The 20,728-nt window shown below is 56.6% G+C and carries 33 protein-coding genes; 1 reads left to right on the top strand and 32 read right to left on the bottom strand.

Going from position 1 to position 20,728, the window contains the following annotated elements; translation table 11 throughout:
- Positions 1 to 16 precede the first annotated feature (16 nt).
- The gene (locus AC0T4W_RS02625; protein WP_476315697.1) at positions 17 to 514 is read right to left on the bottom strand and encodes a single-stranded DNA-binding protein; all 498 of its coding nucleotides are present in this window, start codon (positions 512 to 514) and stop codon (positions 17 to 19) included.
- 17 nt (positions 515 to 531) lie between these two features.
- The gene (locus AC0T4W_RS02620; RefSeq protein WP_476315694.1) at positions 532 to 1,920 is read right to left on the bottom strand and encodes an MFS transporter; all 1,389 of its coding nucleotides are present in this window, start codon (positions 1,918 to 1,920) and stop codon (positions 532 to 534) included.
- A gap of 135 nt (positions 1,921 to 2,055) precedes the next feature.
- Between AC0T4W_RS02620 and uvrA the strand changes: the two genes are divergently transcribed.
- Positions 2,056 to 4,890 (top strand): excinuclease ABC subunit UvrA, encoded by a 2,835-nt coding sequence (gene uvrA, locus AC0T4W_RS02615; RefSeq protein WP_476315691.1) that lies wholly within the window; start codon positions 2,056 to 2,058, stop codon positions 4,888 to 4,890.
- A 58-nt stretch (positions 4,891 to 4,948) separates the two neighbouring features.
- Here the strand turns inward: uvrA and bfr are convergent, their stop codons facing one another.
- The 30 genes from bfr to tuf all read right to left on the bottom strand — a co-directional run bounded on the left by bfr (position 4,949) and on the right by tuf (position 20,713).
- Positions 4,949 to 5,413, bottom strand: coding sequence for a bacterioferritin (gene bfr, locus AC0T4W_RS02610; RefSeq protein WP_476315689.1), 465 nt, complete (start codon positions 5,411 to 5,413; stop codon positions 4,949 to 4,951).
- Positions 5,414 to 5,571: 158 nt separating this feature from the next.
- Entirely contained in the window at positions 5,572 to 5,958 is a 387-nt protein-coding gene (gene rplQ, locus AC0T4W_RS02605) for a 50S ribosomal protein L17 (RefSeq protein WP_069519894.1), read from the bottom strand.
- A gap of 42 nt (positions 5,959 to 6,000) precedes the next feature.
- Complete coding sequence (locus tag AC0T4W_RS02600; RefSeq protein WP_090255780.1) at positions 6,001 to 7,002, bottom strand: DNA-directed RNA polymerase subunit alpha; 1,002 nt, start codon at positions 7,000 to 7,002, stop codon at positions 6,001 to 6,003.
- 22 nt (positions 7,003 to 7,024) lie between these two features.
- Positions 7,025 to 7,645 carry a 30S ribosomal protein S4 gene (rpsD, locus tag AC0T4W_RS02595; protein ID WP_160016246.1) on the bottom strand — a complete coding sequence of 207 codons (621 nt, stop codon included), beginning with the start codon at positions 7,643 to 7,645 and terminating at the stop codon, positions 7,025 to 7,027.
- A gap of 17 nt (positions 7,646 to 7,662) precedes the next feature.
- Positions 7,663 to 8,052, bottom strand: a complete 390-nt coding sequence (rpsK, locus tag AC0T4W_RS02590; protein ID WP_013789773.1) for a 30S ribosomal protein S11 — start codon at positions 8,050 to 8,052, stop codon at positions 7,663 to 7,665.
- A gap of 30 nt (positions 8,053 to 8,082) precedes the next feature.
- Positions 8,083 to 8,439: a 30S ribosomal protein S13 gene (gene rpsM, locus AC0T4W_RS02585; protein ID WP_090377333.1), complete on the bottom strand. Its 357-nt coding sequence runs from the start codon at positions 8,437 to 8,439 to the stop codon at positions 8,083 to 8,085.
- A 131-nt stretch (positions 8,440 to 8,570) separates the two neighbouring features.
- Positions 8,571 to 8,687, bottom strand: coding sequence for a 50S ribosomal protein L36 (rpmJ, locus tag AC0T4W_RS02580; RefSeq protein WP_046788135.1), 117 nt, complete (start codon positions 8,685 to 8,687; stop codon positions 8,571 to 8,573).
- 26 nt (positions 8,688 to 8,713) lie between these two features.
- Positions 8,714 to 10,042, bottom strand: a complete 1,329-nt coding sequence (gene secY / locus AC0T4W_RS02575; RefSeq protein ID WP_476315683.1) for a preprotein translocase subunit SecY — start codon at positions 10,040 to 10,042, stop codon at positions 8,714 to 8,716.
- Positions 10,043 to 10,477 carry a 50S ribosomal protein L15 gene (rplO, locus tag AC0T4W_RS02570; RefSeq protein ID WP_090243121.1) on the bottom strand — a complete coding sequence of 145 codons (435 nt, stop codon included), beginning with the start codon at positions 10,475 to 10,477 and terminating at the stop codon, positions 10,043 to 10,045.
- Between the two features lie 3 nt (positions 10,478 to 10,480).
- Positions 10,481 to 10,660 carry a 50S ribosomal protein L30 gene (gene rpmD / locus AC0T4W_RS02565; RefSeq protein WP_079204534.1) on the bottom strand — a complete coding sequence of 60 codons (180 nt, stop codon included), beginning with the start codon at positions 10,658 to 10,660 and terminating at the stop codon, positions 10,481 to 10,483.
- A gap of 2 nt (positions 10,661 to 10,662) precedes the next feature.
- Positions 10,663 to 11,163 carry a 30S ribosomal protein S5 gene (gene rpsE / locus AC0T4W_RS02560; protein ID WP_090255789.1) on the bottom strand — a complete coding sequence of 167 codons (501 nt, stop codon included), beginning with the start codon at positions 11,161 to 11,163 and terminating at the stop codon, positions 10,663 to 10,665.
- A gap of 3 nt (positions 11,164 to 11,166) precedes the next feature.
- Positions 11,167 to 11,517 (bottom strand): 50S ribosomal protein L18, encoded by a 351-nt coding sequence (rplR, locus tag AC0T4W_RS02555; protein ID WP_003293038.1) that lies wholly within the window; start codon positions 11,515 to 11,517, stop codon positions 11,167 to 11,169.
- 10 nt (positions 11,518 to 11,527) lie between these two features.
- On the bottom strand, positions 11,528 to 12,061 hold the full coding sequence (gene rplF / locus AC0T4W_RS02550; protein WP_160089362.1) for a 50S ribosomal protein L6: 534 nt from the start codon (positions 12,059 to 12,061) through the stop codon (positions 11,528 to 11,530).
- A 12-nt stretch (positions 12,062 to 12,073) separates the two neighbouring features.
- On the bottom strand, positions 12,074 to 12,466 hold the full coding sequence (gene rpsH / locus AC0T4W_RS02545; protein ID WP_069519903.1) for a 30S ribosomal protein S8: 393 nt from the start codon (positions 12,464 to 12,466) through the stop codon (positions 12,074 to 12,076).
- Between the two features lie 194 nt (positions 12,467 to 12,660).
- The gene (gene rpsN / locus AC0T4W_RS02540) at positions 12,661 to 12,966 is read right to left on the bottom strand and encodes a 30S ribosomal protein S14 (protein ID WP_090243102.1); all 306 of its coding nucleotides are present in this window, start codon (positions 12,964 to 12,966) and stop codon (positions 12,661 to 12,663) included.
- Positions 12,967 to 12,979: 13 nt separating this feature from the next.
- On the bottom strand, positions 12,980 to 13,519 hold the full coding sequence (gene rplE / locus AC0T4W_RS02535) for a 50S ribosomal protein L5 (protein WP_090255796.1): 540 nt from the start codon (positions 13,517 to 13,519) through the stop codon (positions 12,980 to 12,982).
- Between the two features lie 20 nt (positions 13,520 to 13,539).
- A complete protein-coding gene (gene rplX / locus AC0T4W_RS02530; RefSeq protein ID WP_167147115.1) occupies positions 13,540 to 13,854 on the bottom strand; it encodes a 50S ribosomal protein L24 in 315 nt (104 codons plus the stop codon).
- 11 nt (positions 13,855 to 13,865) lie between these two features.
- A complete protein-coding gene (gene rplN, locus AC0T4W_RS02525; protein ID WP_003281831.1) occupies positions 13,866 to 14,234 on the bottom strand; it encodes a 50S ribosomal protein L14 in 369 nt (122 codons plus the stop codon).
- A 23-nt stretch (positions 14,235 to 14,257) separates the two neighbouring features.
- Entirely contained in the window at positions 14,258 to 14,524 is a 267-nt protein-coding gene (gene rpsQ, locus AC0T4W_RS02520) for a 30S ribosomal protein S17 (protein WP_090243097.1), read from the bottom strand.
- A gap of 2 nt (positions 14,525 to 14,526) precedes the next feature.
- Positions 14,527 to 14,718: a 50S ribosomal protein L29 gene (gene rpmC, locus AC0T4W_RS02515; protein ID WP_002555481.1), complete on the bottom strand. Its 192-nt coding sequence runs from the start codon at positions 14,716 to 14,718 to the stop codon at positions 14,527 to 14,529.
- Positions 14,718 to 15,131 carry a 50S ribosomal protein L16 gene (gene rplP / locus AC0T4W_RS02510; RefSeq protein WP_090255798.1) on the bottom strand — a complete coding sequence of 138 codons (414 nt, stop codon included), beginning with the start codon at positions 15,129 to 15,131 and terminating at the stop codon, positions 14,718 to 14,720. The genes rpmC and rplP overlap by 1 nt, the downstream gene beginning before the upstream one ends.
- A gap of 12 nt (positions 15,132 to 15,143) precedes the next feature.
- Positions 15,144 to 15,830, bottom strand: a complete 687-nt coding sequence (rpsC, locus tag AC0T4W_RS02505) for a 30S ribosomal protein S3 (protein ID WP_069519907.1) — start codon at positions 15,828 to 15,830, stop codon at positions 15,144 to 15,146.
- 13 nt (positions 15,831 to 15,843) lie between these two features.
- Positions 15,844 to 16,176 (bottom strand): 50S ribosomal protein L22, encoded by a 333-nt coding sequence (gene rplV / locus AC0T4W_RS02500; RefSeq protein WP_003210077.1) that lies wholly within the window; start codon positions 16,174 to 16,176, stop codon positions 15,844 to 15,846.
- Positions 16,177 to 16,187: 11 nt separating this feature from the next.
- A complete protein-coding gene (gene rpsS, locus AC0T4W_RS02495) occupies positions 16,188 to 16,463 on the bottom strand; it encodes a 30S ribosomal protein S19 (protein ID WP_010486981.1) in 276 nt (91 codons plus the stop codon).
- A 16-nt stretch (positions 16,464 to 16,479) separates the two neighbouring features.
- Positions 16,480 to 17,304 (bottom strand): 50S ribosomal protein L2, encoded by an 825-nt coding sequence (gene rplB, locus AC0T4W_RS02490; protein WP_090255801.1) that lies wholly within the window; start codon positions 17,302 to 17,304, stop codon positions 16,480 to 16,482.
- A 14-nt stretch (positions 17,305 to 17,318) separates the two neighbouring features.
- Positions 17,319 to 17,618 carry a 50S ribosomal protein L23 gene (gene rplW / locus AC0T4W_RS02485; protein ID WP_160089364.1) on the bottom strand — a complete coding sequence of 100 codons (300 nt, stop codon included), beginning with the start codon at positions 17,616 to 17,618 and terminating at the stop codon, positions 17,319 to 17,321.
- Positions 17,615 to 18,217, bottom strand: coding sequence for a 50S ribosomal protein L4 (rplD, locus tag AC0T4W_RS02480; RefSeq protein ID WP_430696769.1), 603 nt, complete (start codon positions 18,215 to 18,217; stop codon positions 17,615 to 17,617). The genes rplW and rplD overlap by 4 nt, the downstream gene beginning before the upstream one ends.
- Before the next feature lie 12 nt (positions 18,218 to 18,229).
- On the bottom strand, positions 18,230 to 18,865 hold the full coding sequence (rplC, locus tag AC0T4W_RS02475) for a 50S ribosomal protein L3 (RefSeq protein WP_090255807.1): 636 nt from the start codon (positions 18,863 to 18,865) through the stop codon (positions 18,230 to 18,232).
- Between the two features lie 84 nt (positions 18,866 to 18,949).
- Complete coding sequence (gene rpsJ, locus AC0T4W_RS02470) at positions 18,950 to 19,261, bottom strand: 30S ribosomal protein S10 (protein WP_010486970.1); 312 nt, start codon at positions 19,259 to 19,261, stop codon at positions 18,950 to 18,952.
- A gap of 258 nt (positions 19,262 to 19,519) precedes the next feature.
- Positions 19,520 to 20,713: an elongation factor Tu gene (tuf, locus tag AC0T4W_RS02465; protein WP_160089368.1), complete on the bottom strand. Its 1,194-nt coding sequence runs from the start codon at positions 20,711 to 20,713 to the stop codon at positions 19,520 to 19,522.
- Between the last annotated feature and the right edge of the window lie 15 nt (positions 20,714 to 20,728).

Here is a 20,728-nt window from a genome sequence, read left to right as displayed (position 1 = left end):
ACGCTAACTCAGCAGATCAGAACGGGATGTCGTCATCGAAACTGTCGAAATCCGCCGCCGGCTGAGGCGCTTGTTGCGGCGCTGGGCGTGGTGCAGCCTGCTGCTGCGGCTCGCGCTGCGGCGCAGGGCGCTGCTGACGTGGCGCGGAGTCGCCGCCACCGGCGTTATCCGGACGGCCGCCAATCAGCTGCATGGTGCCCTGCATGTCGACGATGATCTCGGTGGTGTAGCGCTTGACGCCGTCTTTTTCCCACTCGCGGGTTTGCAGCTTGCCTTCGATGTACACCTGCGAACCTTTGCGCAGGTATTCGCCAGCGATCTCAGCCACCTTGCCAAACAGCGACACACGGTGCCACTCGGTTTTCTCGACCTTCTGACCGGTCTGCTTGTCGGTCCACTGCTCGCTGGTCGCCAGGCTCAGGTTGGTGACCGCGTTGCCGCTCGGCAGGTAGCGGGTTTCCGGGTCCTGTCCGCAGGTACCGACCAGAATGACTTTGTTAACCCCACGGGCCATAACGTTCTCCTAGGCTTTCAGCACGCCGACGGCACCGGCTCAATGAGGCGCTCGAGGGACGTGCGGTCCAATTGTTGGGTATCCACTTTGATATAAATGGCCGCTTCGTCGCGCACCACTACGGCATCCGCCACTCCGGGCACAGCCTGTAAACGCTCGGCCAACCCTGCCTCTTGCAACGCCGCAGCTGAAAGCGGTAGACGCAGGCTGGTGACATACGGCGGTTCGCGCATAGTAACAGCAAAGGCCAGCCAAAAAAGAGCCAGCAGGGCACAGCCCGCAAACACTCCCGACAGGCTGTAGTGCTGATACAGCCAGCCACCGAGGATGCCGCCGATGGCCGCGCCGAGGAACTGGCTGGTGGAATACACGCCCATGGCCGTGCCTTTACCGCCCGCCGGCGCCACCTTGCTGATCAGTGACGGCAGCGAAGCCTCCAGCAGATTGAACGCGGTAAAGAACACCACAGTGCCGAGCACCAACGCCCGCAGGCTGGTGCCGAACCACCAGAAGAACAACTCGCACAGCAGCAGCACCGTCACCGCGCCGAGCAGCACATGCTTCATCCGGCGCTTTTTCTCGCCGTAGATGATAAACGGCACCATACCGAAGAAGCCCACCAGCAATGCGGTGAGATAGACCCACCAGTGCTCTTCCTTGGCCAGGCCGCCCTGCTCCACCAGCGCCAGCGGTAGGGCAATAAAGCTGGCCATCAGGATTGCGTGCAACACCAGAATGCCGAAATCCAGACGCAGTAGATCAGCGTGCTTGAGCGTCGGCAGCAGCGCCTGTTTGTTCACCCCAGACTCGCGGTGCTGCAACGGCCCGGCAGAACTCGGCACCAGCCCGGCGACGATAACAATACCCAGCAGCGCCAGGGCCGCTGTGGCGAGAAACAGCCCGGACAGGCCAAAAGCACGGGTCAGCAGCGGACCGACCACCATCGCCACGGCAAACGACAGACCGATGCTCATGCCGATCATGGCCATGGCCTTGGTGCGGTGCTGCTCGCGGGTCAGATCGGAGAGCAGCGCCATCACCGCCGCCGAGATCGCCCCGGCACCTTGCAGAATGCGCCCGGCAATCACGCCATAAATCGAATCGGCATTGGCCGCCAGCAAGCTGCCGGCAGCGAAAATCAGCAGGCCGACATAGATCACCGGCCGTCGGCCGATACGATCACTGAGCATGCCGAACGGAATTTGCAGAAACGCCTGGGTCAGCCCGTAGGCACCAATGGCCAGGCCGATCAGCGCCGGCGTGCTGCCCTGCAACTCCATGCCATAGGTTGCCAACACTGGCAGCACCATAAACATGCCGAGCATGCGAAAGGCGAACACCAGCGCCAGGCCACCGGCTGCGCGGGTTTCACTGCCGCTCATGCGCTCGCTGTGCGGATCATGCATGGGAAACGCCCTGTCGAAATAGGCGGCGATTCTAGCAGCACTGAATGAGCGCGGCACAGCAGTGACGCTTTGCCGCGCCCGCCTTCGGGCCCGTATACTCGGTGGTTTTCCGCCCGCCATGCGAGGCCGTTGTTTGTGGACAAGATTCTGATCCGGGGTGCCCGCACCCACAACCTGAAAAACATCGACCTGACCTTGCCGCGCGACAAGCTGATCGTGATCACCGGCCTGTCTGGTTCCGGCAAGTCGTCGCTGGCCTTCGACACCCTCTACGCCGAGGGCCAGCGCCGTTATGTCGAGTCGCTGTCGGCCTATGCCCGGCAGTTTCTGTCGATGATGGAAAAGCCCGATGTCGACACCATCGAAGGCCTGTCGCCGGCGATTTCCATCGAGCAGAAATCCACCTCGCACAACCCGCGCTCCACCGTCGGCACCATCACCGAGATCTACGACTACCTGCGCCTGCTCTACGCCCGCGCCGGTATTCCGCGCTGCCCGGATCACGACCTGCCGCTGGAAGCACAGACCGTTAGCCAGATGGTCGACCAAGTGCTGGCATTGCCCGAAGGCAGCAAGCTGATGCTGCTGGCACCCGTAATTCGCGAACGCAAAGGCGAGCACCTGGCGATCTTCGATGAGTTGCGCGCCCAGGGTTTCGTGCGCGTACGGGTCAACGGAAAGATTTACGAGCTGGACGAACTGCCCAAGCTCGACAAGCAGAAGAAGCACAGCATCGATGCCGTAGTCGACCGCTTTAAGGCCCGTGGCGACCTGCAGCAGCGCCTGGCCGAATCTTTCGAGACCGCGCTCAAGCTGGCCGATGGCCTTGCGCTGATCGCCCCCATGGAGGGAGGGGAAGGTGAAGAAATCATCTTCTCCGCCCGCTTTGCCTGCCCAGTGTGCGGCCACTCGATCAGTGAGCTGGAGCCCAAGCTGTTCTCCTTCAACAACCCGGCCGGCGCCTGCCCGACCTGCGACGGCCTGGGCGTTAAGCAATTCTTCGACACCAAGCGCCTGGTCAACGGCGAGCTGACCCTGGCCGAGGGCGCGATCCGTGGCTGGGACCGGCGCAACGTCTATTACTTCCAGATGCTCGGCTCACTCGCTGCGCATTACGGCTTTAGCCTGGAAGTGCCGTTCGACGAACTCAGCGCCGAACACCAGAAGTGCATCCTGTTCGGCAGCGCCGCGCAAAACGTTGACTTCAAATACCTCAATGACCGTGGCGACATCGTCAAGCGTTCGCACCCCTTCGAAGGCATCGTGCCGAACCTGGAGCGGCGCTACCGCGAAACCGAATCCACCAGCGTGCGCGAGGAGCTGGCCAAGTTCCTCAGCACCCAGGCCTGCCAGGACTGCCGAGGCACCCGCCTGCGCCGCGAAGCGCGCCACGTGTGGGTCGGCGAGAAGACCCTGCCAGCAGTCAGCGGCATGCCGATTGGCGATGCCACCGAGTATTTCGGCAGCCTTGCACTACCCGGCCGGCGCGGCGAAATCGCCGAGAAAATCCTCAAGGAAATCCGCGAGCGCCTGCAGTTTCTGGTCAACGTTGGCCTCGATTACCTGACGCTGGACCGCAGCGCCGACACCCTGTCCGGCGGTGAAGCGCAACGTATCCGCCTGGCCAGCCAGATTGGTGCCGGCTTGGTCGGGGTGATGTATATCCTCGACGAGCCGAGCATCGGCCTGCACCAACGCGACAACGAGCGCCTGCTCGGGACCCTGCGTCACCTGCGCGACATCGGCAACACGGTGATCGTGGTCGAGCACGATGAAGACGCTATCCGCATGGCCGACTACGTGGTGGATATTGGCCCCGGCGCCGGCGTGCACGGCGGGCAGATCGTCGCCCAGGGCACTGCGGCCGAAGTCATGGCCCACCCGGATTCGCTGACCGGCAAATACCTGTCCGGCCGGGTGAAGATTAAAGTGCCGGCCAAGCGCACGCCACGGGACAAGAAGCTCTCGCTGAAGATCAAGGGCGCGCGCGGCAACAACCTGCGTAATGTCGATCTGGACATTCCGATTGGCCTGCTCACCTGCGTCACCGGCGTATCCGGCTCGGGCAAGTCGACGCTGATCAACAACACCCTGTTCCCGCTTAGCGCCACCGCACTGAACGGCGCCACCACCCTGGAAGCCGCCGCTCACGACAGCATCGACGGCCTGCAGCACCTGGACAAGGTGGTGGATATCGACCAAAGCCCGATTGGCCGTACGCCGCGCTCGAATCCTGCGACCTACACCGGGCTGTTCACCCCGATCCGCGAGCTGTTCGCCGGCGTGCCGGAATCGCGCTCGCGCGGTTACGGCCCGGGGCGCTTTAGCTTCAACGTCAAGGGCGGTCGCTGCGAAGCCTGCCAGGGCGACGGCCTGATCAAGGTGGAAATGCACTTCCTGCCGGACATCTACGTGCCCTGCGATGTGTGCAAGAGCAAGCGCTACAACCGCGAAACCCTGGAAGTGAAATACAAGGGCAAGAGCATTACCGAAGTGCTCGACATGACCATCGAGGAAGCGCGAGTGTTCTTCGATGCCGTGCCGGCCCTGGCGCGCAAGCTGCAGACGCTGATGGATGTGGGTTTGTCCTACATCAAGCTGGGCCAGAGCGCGACCACCCTGTCCGGCGGCGAGGCGCAGCGCGTAAAACTCTCCCGCGAGCTGAGCAAGCGCGACACGGGCAAAACCCTGTACATCCTCGATGAGCCGACCACCGGCCTGCACTTCGCCGATATCCAGCAACTGCTCGACGTGCTGCACCGCCTGCGTGACCACGGCAACACAGTGGTCGTAATCGAGCACAACCTGGACGTGATCAAGACCGCTGACTGGCTGGTGGACCTTGGTCCAGAGGGTGGCTCCAAAGGTGGCCAGATCATCGCCGTCGGCACACCCGAAGAAGTCGCCGAAATGCCGCAGTCACACACTGGCTACTTCCTCAAGCCCTTGCTGGAACGTGATCGCGACTAAACCCGCGCACACTAAAAAGCCCCGAATCGTCGGGGCTTTTTATTGATTGCAAAAATGCTTACATCTGCGTCTGCAGGTAGTTCTGCAGACCAATGCGGTCGATCAAGCCGAGCTGAACTTCCAGCCAATAAGCGTGATCTTCTTCGGTGTCTTTGAGTTGCACCAGCAGGATGTCGCGGGTTTGGTAATCCTGATGCTGCTCGCACAGGGCAATGCCTTTGCTTAGCGCTTCGCGCACATGATATTCCAAGGCGAGGTCGAGCTTGAGCATCTCTGGCACGCTCTGGCCGAAGCGGAAGCTGTCAGGGACCATATCCGGCGTGCCCTCAAGAAACAGAATGCGCTTGAGGATGGCGTCAGCGTGCTGAGTTTCCTCTTCCATTTCATGGTTGATCCGCTCATACAACTTGCTGAAACCCCAATCCTCATACAGACGCGAATGCACGAAGTACTGATCACGGGCCGCCAGCTCGCCCTTGAGCAGCATCTTCAGGTAATCGATGACTTCTATATGGCCTTTCATGGGCATCCCCTCAAACACGCGACAAACAAAAATTAACGCTGCCTGTGCACAACCCCTGGGTCAAGCACAGCACATAAGCCCGCATCGAAACACGAACGATGTGCAATACAGGTATAAAAAAACCGGGCCAAGGCCCGGTTTCTTATACAACGTACGACTTACTCAGCATCTACAGCTGCACCAGCGACCGGACGGTCAACCAGTTCAACATAGGCCATTGGAGCATTGTCGCCAGTACGGAAACCGCACTTGAGGATACGCAGGTAACCGCCCTGACGGGTGGCATAGCGCTTGCCCAGGTCGTTGAACAGCTTACCGACGATGGCTTTCGAACGCGTACGGTCGAAGGCCAGACGACGATTGGCAACGCTGTCTTCTTTAGCCAGAGTAATCAGCGGCTCAGCAACGCGACGCAGCTCTTTGGCTTTCGGCAGAGTAGTTTTGATCAGCTCATGCTCGAACAGCGATACCGCCATGTTCTGGAACATGGCCTTGCGGTGTGCGCTGGTGCGGCTGAGGTGACGGCCACTTTTACGATGACGCATGGTTCAATTCCTTACCAAACTCACGTTCGGTGATGATGACGATCAGGCAGTTGCCTTATCGTCTTTCTTCAGACTTGCCGGCGGCCAGTTGTCGAGGCGCATACCGAGGGACAGACCGCGAGAAGCCAGAACATCCTTGATTTCAGTCAGGGATTTCTTGCCCAGGTTCGGCGTTTTCAACAGTTCTACTTCGGTGCGCTGAATCAGATCGCCGATGTAGTAAATGTTCTCTGCCTTGAGGCAGTTAGCCGAACGTACAGTCAGTTCCAGGTCATCAACCGGACGCAGGAGGATCGGATCGATCTCATCTTCCTGCTCGATAACAACAGGCTCGCTGTCACCTTTGAGGTCGACGAACGCAGCCAACTGCTGTTGCAGAATGGTTGCAGCGCGGCGAATAGCCTCTTCAGGGTCCAGAGTACCGTTGGTCTCCAGGTCAATAACCAGCTTGTCCAGGTTAGTACGCTGCTCAACACGAGCGTTTTCCACCACGTACGACACACGGCGTACCGGGCTGAACGAAGCATCCAGCTGCAAGCGACCAATGCTGCGGCTTTCATCTTCATCGCTCTGACGAGCATCAGCCGGCTCATAGCCGCGACCACGAGCTATGGTGAGCTTCATGTTCAGCGCGCCAGTGGAAGCCAGGTTGGCGATTACGTGGTCGCCATTGACGATTTCGACATCGTGATCCAGCTGAATATCGGCAGCGGTAACTACGCCCGAGCCCTTCTTCGCCAGAGTCAACGTCACTTCGTCACGACCGTGCAGTTTGACAGCCAGACCTTTCAGGTTGAGCAGGATTTCAATCACATCTTCCTGAACACCTTCGATGGCGCTGTACTCATGGAGTACACCGTCAATCTCGGCCTCGACTACTGCACAGCCAGGCATGGAGGACAACAGGATGCGGCGCAGCGCGTTGCCCAGGGTATGGCCAAAGCCACGCTCGAGAGGCTCGAGAGTGATCTTGGCGCGGGTCGAACTGACCACCTGCACATCAATGTGACGGGGGGTCAGGAACTCATTTACCGAAATCTGCATGGATGCACCTATTTTCTAGCCCTTACTTGGAGTAGAGCTCGACAATCAGGCTTTCGTTGATGTCAGCCGAGAGGTCACTGCGAGCTGGAACGTTCTTGAAAACGCCCGACTTCTTCTCAGTGTCAACTTCGACCCACTCAACGCGGCCACGCTGGGCACACAGCTCAAGAGCTTGAACAATGCGCAGCTGATTCTTCGATTTCTCGCGGACTGCAACCACGTCGCCAGCTTTAACCTGGTAGGACGGTACGTTGACAGTTTTACCGTTTACGCTGATCGACTTGTGCGATACCAGCTGACGGGATTCAGCGCGAGTAGCACCGTAGCCCATGCGGTAAACCACGTTATCCAGACGGCATTCGAGCAGTTGCAGCAGGTTCTCACCAGTAGCGCCTTTCTTACCGGCAGCTTCTTTGTAATAACCGCTGAATTGACGCTCAAGTACACCGTAGATACGACGAACTTTTTGCTTCTCACGCAGCTGGGTGCCGTAGTCGGACTGACGGCCACGGCGCTGACCGTGAATACCTGGGGCTGCTTCGATGTTGCACTTCGATTCCAGAGCGCGTACACCGCTTTTCAGGAAAAGATCTGTGCCTTCACGACGAGACAGTTTGCATTTGGGACCAATGTAACGAGCCATTTCTCACTGTCTCCTGATTACACGCGACGCTTCTTCGAAGGACGGCACCCGTTATGCGGGATGGGCGTCACATCGGTGATGCTGGCGATCTTATAGCCACAGCCGTTCAAAGCACGGACAGCGGACTCACGACCCGGACCGGGACCCTTGACGTTAACGTCGAGGTTCTTCAGACCGTATTCCAGCGCAGCTTGACCAGCACGTTCTGCAGCCACCTGGGCGGCGAACGGGGTGCTTTTACGCGAGCCGCGGAACCCCGAACCACCAGAGGTAGCCCAGGACAGGGCGTTGCCCTGACGGTCAGTAATGGTCACGATTGTGTTGTTGAAAGAGGCGTGGATGTGGGCGATGCCATCAACCACCGTCTTTTTGACTTTCTTACGAGTACGAGCAGCAGGTTTTGCCATGACTAGATTCCTGTCGATGCGCGAATGCGATTACTTGCGGATCGGCTTACGCGGGCCCTTACGGGTACGCGCGTTGGTCTTGGTACGCTGACCGCGAACCGGCAGACCACGACGATGACGCAGGCCGCGGTAGCAACCCAGGTCCATCAAGCGCTTGATTTTCATGTTCACTTCACGACGCAGGTCGCCTTCGGTATTCACCTTGGCTACTTCGCCACGCAGCTGCTCGATCTGCTCATCAGAGAGATCTTTGATCTTTGCAGCCGGATTAACGCCGGCGGCAGCACAGACTTTCTGTGCAGTTGTGCGACCAACACCATAGATGTAGGTCAACGAGATAACAGTGTGCTTGTTATCCGGAATGTTAACGCCTGCAATACGGGCCATTCAGTGGAACTCCAATTGACAGCTACCTACGCCCCGGAAGCCAAGAAATAGGGCGCAAGATATTAGCGCTGTAGAAACAAATAATCAACCCGGCAGCGCACTAGCTGCCGGGCTTGTCACTTCACTCACACTCAGCCTTGGCGCTGCTTGTGACGCGGTTCCGAGCTGCAAATCACGCGAACAACACCTTCGCGACGGATAATCTTGCAGTTACGGCACAGCTTTTTCACCGATGCACGAACTTTCATCACCAACTCCTCGAACCTTATGAGCTTCAGCGCAGCATGCCGCTGCCGTAGCCCTTCAGGTTGGCTTTCTTCATCAGGGATTCGTACTGGTGCGAAACGAGGTGCGATTGTACTTGCGACATAAAGTCCATCACAACCACCACCACGATCAGCAACGAGGTCCCGCCAAGATAGAACGGTACGTTGGCAGCCACCACCAAGAACTGGGGCAACAAGCATACGGCCGTCATGTACAGAGCACCGAACATGGTCAAGCGAGTCAACACGCCATCTATATAGCGCGCCGATTGCTCACCGGGACGGATACCCGGAATAAAGGCACCGGACTTCTTCAGGTTCTCCGCTACGTCTTTCGGGTTGAACATCAGCGCTGTATAGAAGAAGCAGAAGAACACGATCCCTGCACTAAACAGCAAAATGTTCAACGGCTGACCAGGAGCGATAGCCTGTGAAATATCCTGCAGCCAGCCCATACCTTCAGACTGACCAAACCAGGCACCCAGCGAAGCCGGGAATAACAGAAGGCTGCTGGCGAAAATAGCCGGGATAACCCCCGCCATGTTCACCTTCAACGGCAAGTGGCTGGTCTGCGCAGCAAAGACCTTGCGGCCCTGCTGACGCTTGGCGTAGTGCACCGCAATGCGACGCTGACCACGCTCAATGAACACCACAAAACCGATAATCGCTACTGCCAGCAAACCGATGGCGATCAGGGCAAAGATGTTGATATCGCCCTGGCGAGCAGACTCGAAAGACTGCCCAACCGCCGACGGCAGACCGGCTACGATGCCTGCAAAAATCAGCATCGAAATACCGTTGCCAACACCACGCTCGGTGATTTGCTCGCCCAACCACATCATAAACATCGCACCCGCCACAAATGTGGTGACTGCAACGAAGTGGAAGCCGAAATCGACCGTAAACGCTACGCCCTGACTGGCCAGACCGACGGACATGCCGACAGCTTGGACAAATGCCAGGACGAGGGTGCCGTAGCGGGTGTACTGGCTTATCTTGCGACGGCCAGCCTCACCTTCCTTCTTCAACTGCTCCAGCTGCGGGCTGACAGCGGTCATGAGCTGCATGATGATCGACGCCGAAATATACGGCATGATCCCCAATGCAAAAATGCTCATACGCTCCAGCGCGCCGCCGGAAAACATGTTGAACAAGCTAAGAATGGTCCCCTCATTCTGTCGAAACAGGTCCGCCAGCCGGTCCGGGTTGATGCCTGGAACTGGGATGTGTGCACCTATCCGATAGACGATGATCGCCATGAATAGAAAGCGCAAACGAGCCCAGAGTTCGGACAACCCGCCATTGCTGAGCGCTGAGAGAGCACCTTGCTTAGCCATTTATTCCTCGAACTTACCGCCAGCTGCTTCGATAGCCGCACGCGCACCTTTGGTGACGGCGATACCTTTAAGGGTGACTGCCTGAGTAACTTCACCGCTCAGCATGACTTTCACACGCTGTACGTTTTGGTTGATCAGGTTGGCATCCTTCAGCGACTGCAGAGTAACAATGCCGCCTTCGATTTTATTCAGCTCGGAGGTACGCACTTGTGCGCGATCCATAGCCTTCAAAGAAACGAAACCGAACTTAGGCAGACGGCGGTGCAGAGGCTGCTGGCCGCCTTCGAAACCCGGAGCAATGGTGCCACCGGAGCGGGAGGTCTGACCTTTGTGGCCGCGGCCACCAGTCTTACCCAAACCGCTACCGATACCACGGCCCGGACGGTGCTTCTCGCGGCGGGAACCCGGCGCAGGACTCAAATCGTTCAGGTACATGAATTAACCCTCGACTCGCAGCATGTAGTAAGCCTTGTTGATCATCCCGCGATTCTCGGGAGTATCCAGGACTTCTACGGTGTGACCGATGCGACGCAGACCCAGACCCTTAACGCAGAGTTTATGGTTGGGGATACGGCCGGTCATGCTTTTGATCAGCGTGACTTTTACGGTATTAGCCATGATTAGAGAATCTCCTCGACGCTCTTGCCACGCTTAGCCGCAACAGAACCTGGCGACTGCATAGCTTTCAAACCTTTGAAAGTGGCGTACACCACGTTCACTGGGTTAGTCGAGCCGTAGCACTTAGCCAGAACGTTCTGCACGCCAGCCACTTCCAGCACGGCACGCATAGCGCCGCCGGCAATGATGCCGGTACCTTCAGAAGCAGGCTGCATGTACACCTTGGAGGCGCCATGAGCAGACTTCATTGCGTACTGCAGGGTGGTGCCGTTCAGATCAACCTGGATCATGTTGCGACGAGCAGCTTCCATCGCTTTCTGGATGGCAGCAGGCACTTCACGGGATTTGCCACGGCCGAAACCGACGCGACCCTTACCATCACCCACCACGGTCAACGCGGTGAAAGTGAAGATACGGCCACCCTTAACGGTCTTGGCAACGCGGTTAACCTGTACCAGCTTCTCGATATAGCCTTCGTCGCGCTTTTGGTCGTTATTTGCCATAACTTAGAACTCCAGCCCGCCTTCACGAGCAGCATCAGCCAGCGCCTTGACGCGGCCGTGGTACTTGAAGCCAGAACGGTCGAATGCAACCTGAGTTACACCAGCGGCTTTCGCACGCTCGGCAACCAGCTCACCAACTTTCTTGGCCGCGTCGACGTTGCCAGTGGCGCCGTCACGCAGTGCTTTGTCCAAGGTAGAGGCACTGGCCAGAACCTTGCTGCCGTCGGCCGAAATGACCTGGGCATAGATGTGCTGCGAAGAGCGATACACGCAGAGACGCACGGCTTCGAGCTCGTGCATTTTCAGGCGTGCTTTGCGAGCGCGACGCAGTCGAGTAACTTTTTTGTCGGTCATTTGCTATGCCCTACTTCTTCTTGGCTTCTTTACGGCGGACGACTTCGTCAGCGTAACGAACACCTTTGCCCTTATAAGGTTCAGGACGACGGAAGTCACGAATCTCCGCAGCGACCTGACCAACCAGTTGTTTGTCGACACCCTTGATCAGGATCTCGGTCTGGTTCGGGGTTTCAGCAACTACACCGTCCGGCAACTCATAGTCGATCGGATGGGAGAAGCCGAGAGCGAGGTTCAGCACCTGACCTTTGGCTTGCGCTTTGTAACCAACACCAACCAGCTGCAGCTTACGCTCGAAGCCTGTGCTAACACCGATCACCATATTGTTGACCAGGGCGCGAGTGGTACCGGCCATTGCACGAGTCTGCTGATCGCCATTGCGAGCAGCGAAACGCAGCTCACCAGCTTCTTGCAGAACTTCAACGGACGAGTGAACGTTCAGTTCGAGAGTGCCCTTGGCACCCTTTACCGAAAGCTGTTGGCCGGCGAGTTTGATCTCAACACCAGCGGGCAGCTTAACGGGGTTCTTAGCAACGCGAGACATGCTTATCCCCCCTTAGAACACTGTGCAAAGCACTTCGCCGCCGACACCGGCAGCGCGCGCAGCGCGGTCCGTCATCACACCCTTGTTGGTGGAGACGATGGATACACCGAGACCGCCACGAACTTTCGGCAGATCATCGACGGATTTGTACTGGCGAAGGCCTGGACGGCTCACGCGCTTAACTTCTTCGATGACCGGACGGCCTTCGAAGTATTTCAGCTCGATGGACAGCTGCGGCTTAACTTCACCGCTGATCTGATAACCCGCAATATAACCTTCGTCTTTCAAAACTTTGGCTACAGCCACCTTCAACGTGGAAGACGGCATGCTTACGACGGACTTTTCAGCCATCTGGGCATTACGGATACGAGTTAGCATGTCCGCTAACGGGTCCTGCATACTCATGGGCTAGACGCTCCTGATACAAAAAGAATTAGCCTTGCGGCTACAGTCGCTGAGAATTCTGAGAAAAATTGAACCCAGGCTCAGGCGAGCCGAGCATTCTAGAGACTGATCAAAAATGAATCAAGCCCCAAAGGGGCTTGATGCACACATAACACGCAGATAAGACAAAGCCGGCGCTAGGCCGGCTTTGTTTTTTACCAGCTGGCTTTAACCAGACCTGGTACATCACCACGCATTGCAGCTTCACGCAGCTTGATACGCGACAGACCGAACTTGCGATAAACGCCGTGCGGACGACCGGTAATGCGACAGCGATTACGCAGGCGCGAGGCGCTGGCGTCACGCGGCTGCTTCTGCAGTGCAACCTGAGCTTCCCAACGCGCTTCCGGACTGGCGTTCAGATCGGCGATGGTAGCTTTCAGCTCGGCACGCTTCTTAGCGTACTTGGCTACCGTCTGCTGACGCTTCAGCTCGCGGTTTTTCATGCTGGTTTTGGCCATGATCCAACTCCAATCAGTTGCGGAACGGGAATTTGAAAGCACGCAGCAATGCGCGACCTTCATCATCCGTACGGGCAGTGGTGGTCAGGGTAATGTCCAGACCACGCAGGGCATCGATCTTGTCGTAGTCGATTTCCGGGAAGATGATCTGCTCTTTCACGCCCATGCTGTAGTTGCCACGACCATCAAAGGACTTGGCATTCAGGCCGCGAAAGTCACGCACGCGCGGCAGGGAGATGGACAGCAGACGATCCAGGAACTCGTACATACGCTCACGGCGCAGAGTTACTTTAACGCCGATCGGCCAGCCCTCACGAACCTTGAAGCCTGCAATCGACTTACGGGCATGAGTCACAACGACTTTCTGACCGGTAATCTTTTCCAGGTCGGCAACAGCGTGCTCGATGATTTTCTTGTCACCGATTGCTTCGCCAAGGCCCATGTTCAGGGTGATCTTGGTGATACGCGGAACTTCCATCACGTTAGCAAGCTTAAGTTCTTCCTTAAGCTTGGGAGCGATTTCTTTCCGATAAATCTCTTTTAGTCGTGCCATGGTCTTCTACCTAGCAGTGTTCAAGCATCAACCGCTTTTTGGGTCGACTTGAAGACACGAATTTTTTTACCTTCTTCTACTTTGAAACCAACGCGGTCAGCCTTGTTGGTTTCGCCATTGAAGATGGCCACGTTAGAAGCGTGCATTGGCGCTTCTTTCTCGACGATACCGCCCTGAACGCCCGACATCGGGTTCGGCTTGGTATGGCGCTTCACCAGGTTGATCCCACCAACGACCAAACGGTCGTCAGCGAGAACCTTGAGCACCTTGCCACGCTTACCTTTGTCTTTACCGGCGATCACGATGATCTCGTCGTCACGACGAATCTTTTGCATGTCGGATCTCCTTAGAGCACTTCAGGGGCGAGCGAGACGATCTTCATGAACTTCTCAGTACGAAGCTCACGAGTCACTGGCCCAAAAATACGAGTGCCAATTGGCTCTTGCTTGTTGTTCAGCAGAACAGCAGCGTTGCCATCAAAGCGAATGATCGAGCCATCAGGGCGACGAACGCCGTGACGCGTGCGGACTACAACAGCAGTCATCACTTGGCCTTTTTTCACTTTACCGCGCGGAATTGCTTCCTTAACGGTGACTTTGATGATGTCGCCGATGCCAGCATAACGGCGATGCGAACCGCCCAGCACCTTGATACACATAACGCGACGAGCACCGCTGTTGTCAGCGACGTCGAGCATGGATTGAGTCTGAATCATATAATTTCTCCGACCCTTAGCCCTTAGACTTCCACTGCGCGTTCGAGGATCTCAACCAGCGCCCAAGATTTAGTCTTGGCAACGGGACGAGTTTCGCGAATGGAAACTTTGTCACCGATCTTGCTCTGGTTGGTTTCGTCGTGCGCGTGCAGCTTGGTCGAACGCTTGACATATTTGCCGTAAATCGGGTGCTTAACGCGACGCTCGATCAATACGGTGATGGTCTTGTCCATCTTGTCGCTGACGACACGGCCGGTCAGCGTACGGACTGTTTTTTCGGCTTCAGCCATGATCACTTACCTGCCTGCTGGTTGAGCACAGTTTTCACACGAGCGATGTCGCGCTTAACTTGCGAGAGCAGGTGAGACTGCCCCAACTGGCCAGTTGCTTTCTGCATACGCAGATTGAACTGGTCGCGCAGCAGGCCGAGCAGTTGCTCGTTCAGCTGCTGTGCTGATTTTTCACGAAGTTCATTCGCCTTCATCACATCACCGTCCGCTTAACAAAAGTGGTGGCGAGTGGCAGCTTTGCAGCAGCCAGGGCGAAAGCCTCACGCGCCAACTCTTCGGAAACGCCTTCGATCTCATACAGGACTTTGCCTGGCTGGATCTGGGCTACCCAATATTCAACGCTACCCTTCCCTTTACCCATCCGCACTTCAAGAGGCTTCTTGGAGATCGGCTTGTCCGGGAAAACGCGAATCCAGATTTTCCCGCCACGCTTAACGTGACGAGTCAGAGCACGACGAGCGGACTCAATCTGACGGGCGGTGAGACGACCACGGGCAACAGACTTCAGCGCAAACTCGCCGAAGCTGACTTTGCTACCGCGCTGAGCCAGACCACGGTTGTGGCCGGTCATCTGCTTACGGAACTTCGTACGCTTTGGTTGCAACATTTTGCGTACTCCTTACTTAGCAGCTTTTTTACGAGGCGCAGGCGCTTGGGGTTTCAGTTCTTCTTTAAGGCCACCAATAACTTCGCCTTTGAAGATCCAAACCTTGACACCGATCACACCGTAAGTGGTGTGCGCTTCGTACGTGGCATAGTCGATATCGGCACGCAGGGTGTGCAACGGCACACGACCTTCGCGATACCATTCGGTACGTGCAATTTCAGCACCGCCGAGACGACCGCTCACTTGGATTTTGATGCCCTTGGCACCAATACGCATGGCGTTCTGTACAGCACGCTTCATAGCGCGACGGAACATCACACGACGCTCCAGCTGCTGAGCTACGCTCTGCGCAACCAGCATACCGTCGAGCTCCGGCTTGCGGATCTCTTCGATATTGATGTGCACAGGCACACCCATTTGCTTGGTCAGGTCCTGACGCAGTTTCTCAACATCTTCACCTTTCTTACCGATAACGATACCGGGACGAGCAGTGTGGATGGTGATACGTGCAGTTTGAGCCGGGCGAGCAATGTCGATACGGCTTACGGACGCGCTTTTTAGTTTGTCTTGGAGATACTCGCGCACCTTCAGATCAGCGAACAAATAGTCCGCATAAGTCCGACCGCTGGCGTACCAGACGGAGGTGTGCTCCTTGACGATTCCCAGGCGAATGCCAATGGGATGTACTTTCTGACCCATCTGATCGACTCCGTTACTTGTCCGCAACCTTGACAGTGATATGGCAAGACCGCTTGACGATGCGATCAGCGCGGCCTTTGGCACGCGGCATGATGCGCTTCAGCGAACGCCCTTCGTTGACGAAAACGGTGCTGACCTTCAAGTCATCAACGTCTGCGCCTTCGTTGTGCTCGGCGTTGGCTACAGCCGACTCCAGCACTTTCTTAATGATCTCGGCGGCTTTCTTACTGCTGAAAGCCAGGAGGTTGAGCGCTTCGCCCACCTTCTTCCCGCGGATCTGGTCGGCGACCAAGCGGGCTTTTTGGGCGGAGATGCGAGCGCCCGACAACTTAGCGGCTACTTCCATTTCCTAACCCCTTAACGCTTGGCTTTCTTGTCAGCCACGTGCCCACGATAGGTACGAGTGCCGGCAAATTCGCCTAGTTTGTGGCCGACCATGTCTTCGTTCACGAGAACTGGGACATGTTGACGACCGTTATGTACAGCGATGGTCAAACCGACCATTTGTGGCAGGATCATCGAACGGCGCGACCAGGTTTTCACCGGCTTGCGATCATTCTTTTCCACCGCCACTTCGATCTTCTTCAGTAGGTGAAGATCAATAAAAGGACCTTTTTTCAGAGAACGTGGCACTGTCGTATCCCTCTATTTACTTGCGACGACGGACGATCATATTGTCGGTGCGTTTGTTACCACGAGTCTTCGCGCCCTTCGTCGGGAAGCCCCATGGAGACACCGGATGACGACCACCAGAGGTACGACCTTCACCACCACCGTGTGGGTGGTCAACCGGGTTCATGGCAACACCACGAACGGTTGGGCGAACGCCACGCCAGCGTTTGGCACCCGCTTTACCCAGCGAACGCAGGCTGTGCTCGGAGTTCGAGACTTCACCCAGGGTCGCACGGCATTCAGCCAGGACTTTACGCATTTCACCGGAACGCAGACGCAGGGTCACGTAGACACCTTCACGCGCAATCAGCTGAGCCGAAGCACCAGCGGAACGAGCGATCTGAGCACCTTTACCCGGCTTCAGTTCGATACCGTGAACAGTGCTACCAACTGGGATGTTGCGCAGTTGCAGACTGTTGCCCGGCTTGATCGGAGCCATGATGCCAGCTACCAGCTGATCGCCAGCACTCACGCCTTTAGGGGCGATGATGTAGCGACGCTCGCCGTCTGCATACATCAGCAGAGCGATGTGTGCGGTACGGTTCGGATCGTATTCAATACGCTCGACAGTGGCTGGAATGCCATCTTTGTCGTTGCGACGGAAATCGACCAGACGGTAATGCTGCTTGTGGCCACCACCGATATGACGGGTGGTGATACGACCATTGTTGTTACGACCGCCAGTCTTCGACTTCTTCTCAAGCAGCGGAGCGTAAGGAGCGCCTTTATGCAGCTCCTGATTGACCACCTTGACCACAAAACGGCGGCCAGGGGAAGTCGGTTTGCATTTAACGATTGCCATGATGCACCCCTTCCTTACTCAGCACTGCTGGCGAAATCGAGATCTTGGCCTGGCTGAAGCGAAATGATCGCCTTCTTCCAGTCGTTACGCTTGCCCAGGCCGCGAGCGTTGCGCTTGGTCTTACCGAGAACATTCACGGTATTAACAGCAGCAACATTCACACTGAACAGGCTTTCGACGGCCTTCTTGATTTCCAGCTTGGTTGCATCGGTTGCAACCTTGAAAACGAACTGACTTTTCTTGTCAGCGAGAACCGTGGCCTTCTCGGAGATGTGCGGGCCAAGCAGCACTTTAAATACGCGTTCCTGGTTCATCCCAGCAGCTCCTCGAATTTCTTCACGGCAGAAATGGTGACCAGCACCTTTTCATACGCGATCAGACTAACTGGATCGGAACCTTGCACGTCACGAACATCAACGTGTGGCAGGTTGCGAGCAGCCAGGTACAGATTCTCATCAATAGCATCGGACACGATCAGCACATCGGTCAGACCCATGCCATTCAATTTGCCCAACAGTTCTTTGGTCTTCGGAGCTTCAACGCTGAAGTCTTCGACGACGATCAGACGATCAGTACGAACCAGCTCGGCAAGAATCGAACGCAATGCAGCGCGATACATTTTCTTGTTCAGCTTTTGATCGTGATTCTGCGGACGAGCCGCGAAGGTCACACCACCGCCACGCCAGATCGGACCACGAGTGGTACCTGCACGAGCACGACCAGTACCCTTCTGACGCCAAGGGCGCTTACCGCCACCGGATACGTCGGAACGAGTCTTCTGCTGCTTGCTGCCCTGACGGCCGCCGGCCATGTAGGCCACAACTGCTTGGTGAACCAGGGTCTCGTTGTATGCGCCGCCAAAAGTGGCTTCGGATACTTCGATTGCTTGAGCGCCATTTACATTTAATTGCATGTCAGCTTCCCCTTAACCGCGAGCCTTGGCCGCTGGACGTACAACCAGGTTGCCGCCAGTAGCGCCAGGAACAGCACCTTTGACCAACAACAGATTGCGTTCAGCGTCAACCCGCACTACTTCCAGGGACTGCACGGTCACGCGCTCAGCGCCCATATGACCGGACATTTTTTTGCCCTTGAATACGCGACCCGGAGTCTGGCACTGGCCAATGGAGCCCGGAACACGGTGGGACACGGAGTTACCGTGAGTATTGTCTTGGCCGCGGAAATTCCAACGCTTGATGGTACCGGCAAAGCCTTTACCTTTGGACTGACCGGTGACATCCACCAGTTGACCAGCTTGGAATATTTCAGCGTTGATCAGATCACCTGCCTGGTACTCGCCTTCTTCAAGACGGAATTCCATAACAGTGCGACCCGCCGCGACATTCGCCTTAGCGAAGTGACCGGCTTGCGCCTTGCTGACACGTGAAGCACGACGCTCGCCGACAGTGACCTGCACTGCACGATAGCCATCGGACTCTTCAGTTTTGAACTGAGTGACGCGATTCGGCTCGATCTCAATGACCGTAACCGGAATGGAGACACCTTCTTCGGTGAAAATACGGGTCATACCCGCTTTTCGACCGACTACACCAATAGTCATGTTGTAACCTCATGAGTGTACGGGGCTTTCACCCGCTATGGCCGCCCATTTCAGAGCGTTACACGACTAAAACCTAAAGCGGTCTTAGCCGAGGCTGATCTGCACTTCCACGCCAGCCGCAAGGTCAAGCTTCATCAGCGCGTCAACGGTTTTATCCGTTGGCTGGACGATGTCCAGAACACGCTTATGAGTACGGATCTCGAACTGATCACGCGCGTCTTTGTTGACGTGTGGCGAGGTCAGTACAGTGAACCGCTCTTTGCGGGTAGGCAGAGGAATAGGACCACGCACCTGAGCACCAGTACGTTTCGCGGTTTCCACGATTTCCTGGGTTGATTGATCGATCAGGCGATGGTCAAAAGCCTTCAACCGAATACGGATTTGTTGGTTTTGCATTTTGACCTCAGATTCCAAGCTGCTATTCCCAACGGGCGCAATACGCCCGTTAAAAGGAGGCGTGATTCTATAGACGCCCCTAGCAGGTGTCAACCCAATAAGGAAATGACCCAGAGGGCGACCACCAGGGATGGCGGACATAAAAAAATTGCCGGGAGCAATTTTTAACGTCGCGCAGCGACGGCCCGAAGGGTGACCGCCAGGGATGGCGGGCATAAAAAAGCCCCCGCAAGCGGAGGCTTTTTCTTAAACCATCACTTACGCGATGATTTTGGCTACGACGCCGGCGCCGACGGTACGACCGCCTTCACGAATGGCGAAACGCAGACCTTCTTCCATTGCGATGGTTTTGATCAGAGTGACAGTCATCTGGATGTTGTCACCTGGCATTACCATCTCAACGCCTTCCGGCAGTTCGCAGTTACCGGTTACGTCAGTAGTACGGAAGTAGAACTGAGGACGGTAGCCTTTGAAGAACGGAGTGTGACGACCGCCTTCTTCTTTGCTCAACACATACACTTCTGCAGTGAAGGTGGTGTGCGGCTTAACCGAACCTGGCTTGACCAGAACCTGGCCACGCTCTACGTCGTCACGCTTGGTGCCGCGCAGCAGCACGCCGCAGTTCTCGCCAGCACGACCTTCGTCGAGCAGCTTGCGGAACATTTCAACACCGGTACAGGTGGTCTTGGTGGTATCACGCAGACCAACGATCTCGATTTCTTCCTGGATCTTGACGATACCGCGCTCGATACGGCCAGTTACCACGGTGCCACGACCGGAGATCGAGAACACGTCTTCGATTGGCATCAGGAACGGCTTGTCGATCGCACGAACCGGCTCAGGGATGTAGCTGTCCAGAGTCTCAACCAACTTCTTGACGGCAGTGGTGCCCATCTCGTTGTCGTCTTGACCATTGAGCGCCATCAGAGCGGAACCGATGATGATCGGCGTGTCGTCGCCTGGGAAATCGTAAGTGCTGAGCAGGTCACGCACTTCCATTTCCACCAGCTCCAGCAGCTCGGCGTCGTCAACCATGTCAGCCTTGTTCAGGAAGACCACGATGTACGGAACACCTACCTGACGGGACAGCAGGATGTGCTCGCGAGTCTGCGGCATCGGACCGTCAGCAGCGGAGCAAACGAGGATAGCGCCGTCCATCTGCGCAGCACCGGTGATCATGTTTTTTACGTAGTCGGCGTGACCTGGGCAGTCAACGTGTGCGTAGTGACGCACGGACGAATCGTATTCAACGTGAGCGGTGTTGATGGTGATACCACGAGCTTTTTCTTCTGGGGCGCTGTCGATCTTGTCGAAGTCAACCTTGGCCGAACCGAATACTTCGGAGCAGACGCGGGTCAGAGCAGCGGTCAGAGTGGTTTTACCGTGGTCAACGTGACCGATAGTGCCAACGTTGACGTGCGGCTTGTTACGTTCAAATTTTTCTTTAGCCACGACAATTAACTCCTA

The organism is Pseudomonas sp. C7.1 (genome assembly GCF_056312395.1).
The sequence above is the reverse complement of the archived record's forward strand: the minus strand, read 5'-3'. Positions and strand labels throughout refer to the sequence as shown.

Coding starts and splice junctions, on each gene's coding strand:
- rplF (WP_160089362.1), bottom strand. CDS start 12,061: ATGTCTCGCGTTGCTAAGAACCCCGTTAAGCTGCCCGCTGGTGTTGAG.
- bfr (WP_476315689.1), bottom strand. CDS start 5,413: ATGAAAGGCCATATAGAAGTCATCGATTACCTGAAGATGCTGCTCAAG.
- rplO (WP_090243121.1), bottom strand. CDS start 10,477: ATGTACCTGAACGATTTGAGTCCTGCGCCGGGTTCCCGCCGCGAGAAG.
- rplD (WP_430696769.1), bottom strand. CDS start 18,217: ATGCAATTAAATGTAAATGGCGCTCAAGCAATCGAAGTATCCGAAGCC.
- rplC (WP_090255807.1), bottom strand. CDS start 18,865: ATGACTATTGGTGTAGTCGGTCGAAAAGCGGGTATGACCCGTATTTTC.
- rpsN (WP_090243102.1), bottom strand. CDS start 12,966: ATGGCCAAAACCAGCATGAAAAACCGCGAGCTGAAGCGTCAGCAGACG.
- rplX (WP_167147115.1), bottom strand. CDS start 13,854: ATGCAAAAGATTCGTCGTGACGACGAGATCATCGTGATCGCCGGTAAA.
- rpsD (WP_160016246.1), bottom strand. CDS start 7,645: ATGGCTCGTTACATTGGTCCCAAATGCAAACTGTCTCGTCGTGAAGGC.
- rpsM (WP_090377333.1), bottom strand. CDS start 8,439: ATGGCCCGTATTGCAGGCGTTAACATTCCGGATAACAAGCACACTGTT.
- rplQ (WP_069519894.1), bottom strand. CDS start 5,958: ATGCGTCATCGTAAAAGTGGCCGTCACCTCAGCCGCACCAGCGCACAC.
- rplP (WP_090255798.1), bottom strand. CDS start 15,131: ATGTTGCAACCAAAGCGTACGAAGTTCCGTAAGCAGATGACCGGCCAC.
- rpsH (WP_069519903.1), bottom strand. CDS start 12,466: ATGAGTATGCAGGACCCGTTAGCGGACATGCTAACTCGTATCCGTAAT.
- rpsK (WP_013789773.1), bottom strand. CDS start 8,052: ATGGCAAAACCTGCTGCTCGTACTCGTAAGAAAGTCAAAAAGACGGTG.
- rplV (WP_003210077.1), bottom strand. CDS start 16,176: ATGGAAGTAGCCGCTAAGTTGTCGGGCGCTCGCATCTCCGCCCAAAAA.
- rplB (WP_090255801.1), bottom strand. CDS start 17,304: ATGGCAATCGTTAAATGCAAACCGACTTCCCCTGGCCGCCGTTTTGTG.
- AC0T4W_RS02620 (WP_476315694.1), bottom strand. CDS start 1,920: ATGCATGATCCGCACAGCGAGCGCATGAGCGGCAGTGAAACCCGCGCA.
- rpsJ (WP_010486970.1), bottom strand. CDS start 19,261: ATGCAAAACCAACAAATCCGTATTCGGTTGAAGGCTTTTGACCATCGC.
- rpmC (WP_002555481.1), bottom strand. CDS start 14,718: ATGAAGGCGAATGAACTTCGTGAAAAATCAGCACAGCAGCTGAACGAG.
- rplR (WP_003293038.1), bottom strand. CDS start 11,517: ATGACCGACAAAAAAGTTACTCGACTGCGTCGCGCTCGCAAAGCACGC.
- rplE (WP_090255796.1), bottom strand. CDS start 13,519: ATGGCACGACTAAAAGAGATTTATCGGAAAGAAATCGCTCCCAAGCTT.
- rpmD (WP_079204534.1), bottom strand. CDS start 10,660: ATGGCTAATACCGTAAAAGTCACGCTGATCAAAAGCATGACCGGCCGT.
- rpsC (WP_069519907.1), bottom strand. CDS start 15,830: ATGGGTCAGAAAGTACATCCCATTGGCATTCGCCTGGGAATCGTCAAG.
- rpsQ (WP_090243097.1), bottom strand. CDS start 14,524: ATGGCTGAAGCCGAAAAAACAGTCCGTACGCTGACCGGCCGTGTCGTC.
- AC0T4W_RS02625 (WP_476315697.1), bottom strand. CDS start 514: ATGGCCCGTGGGGTTAACAAAGTCATTCTGGTCGGTACCTGCGGACAG.
- rplW (WP_160089364.1), bottom strand. CDS start 17,618: ATGAACCAGGAACGCGTATTTAAAGTGCTGCTTGGCCCGCACATCTCC.
- rpsE (WP_090255789.1), bottom strand. CDS start 11,163: ATGGCAAATAACGACCAAAAGCGCGACGAAGGCTATATCGAGAAGCTG.
- secY (WP_476315683.1), bottom strand. CDS start 10,042: ATGGCTAAGCAAGGTGCTCTCTCAGCGCTCAGCAATGGCGGGTTGTCC.
- AC0T4W_RS02600 (WP_090255780.1), bottom strand. CDS start 7,002: ATGCAGATTTCGGTAAATGAGTTCCTGACCCCCCGTCACATTGATGTG.
- rplN (WP_003281831.1), bottom strand. CDS start 14,234: ATGATTCAGACTCAATCCATGCTCGACGTCGCTGACAACAGCGGTGCT.
- rpmJ (WP_046788135.1), bottom strand. CDS start 8,687: ATGAAAGTTCGTGCATCGGTGAAAAAGCTGTGCCGTAACTGCAAGATT.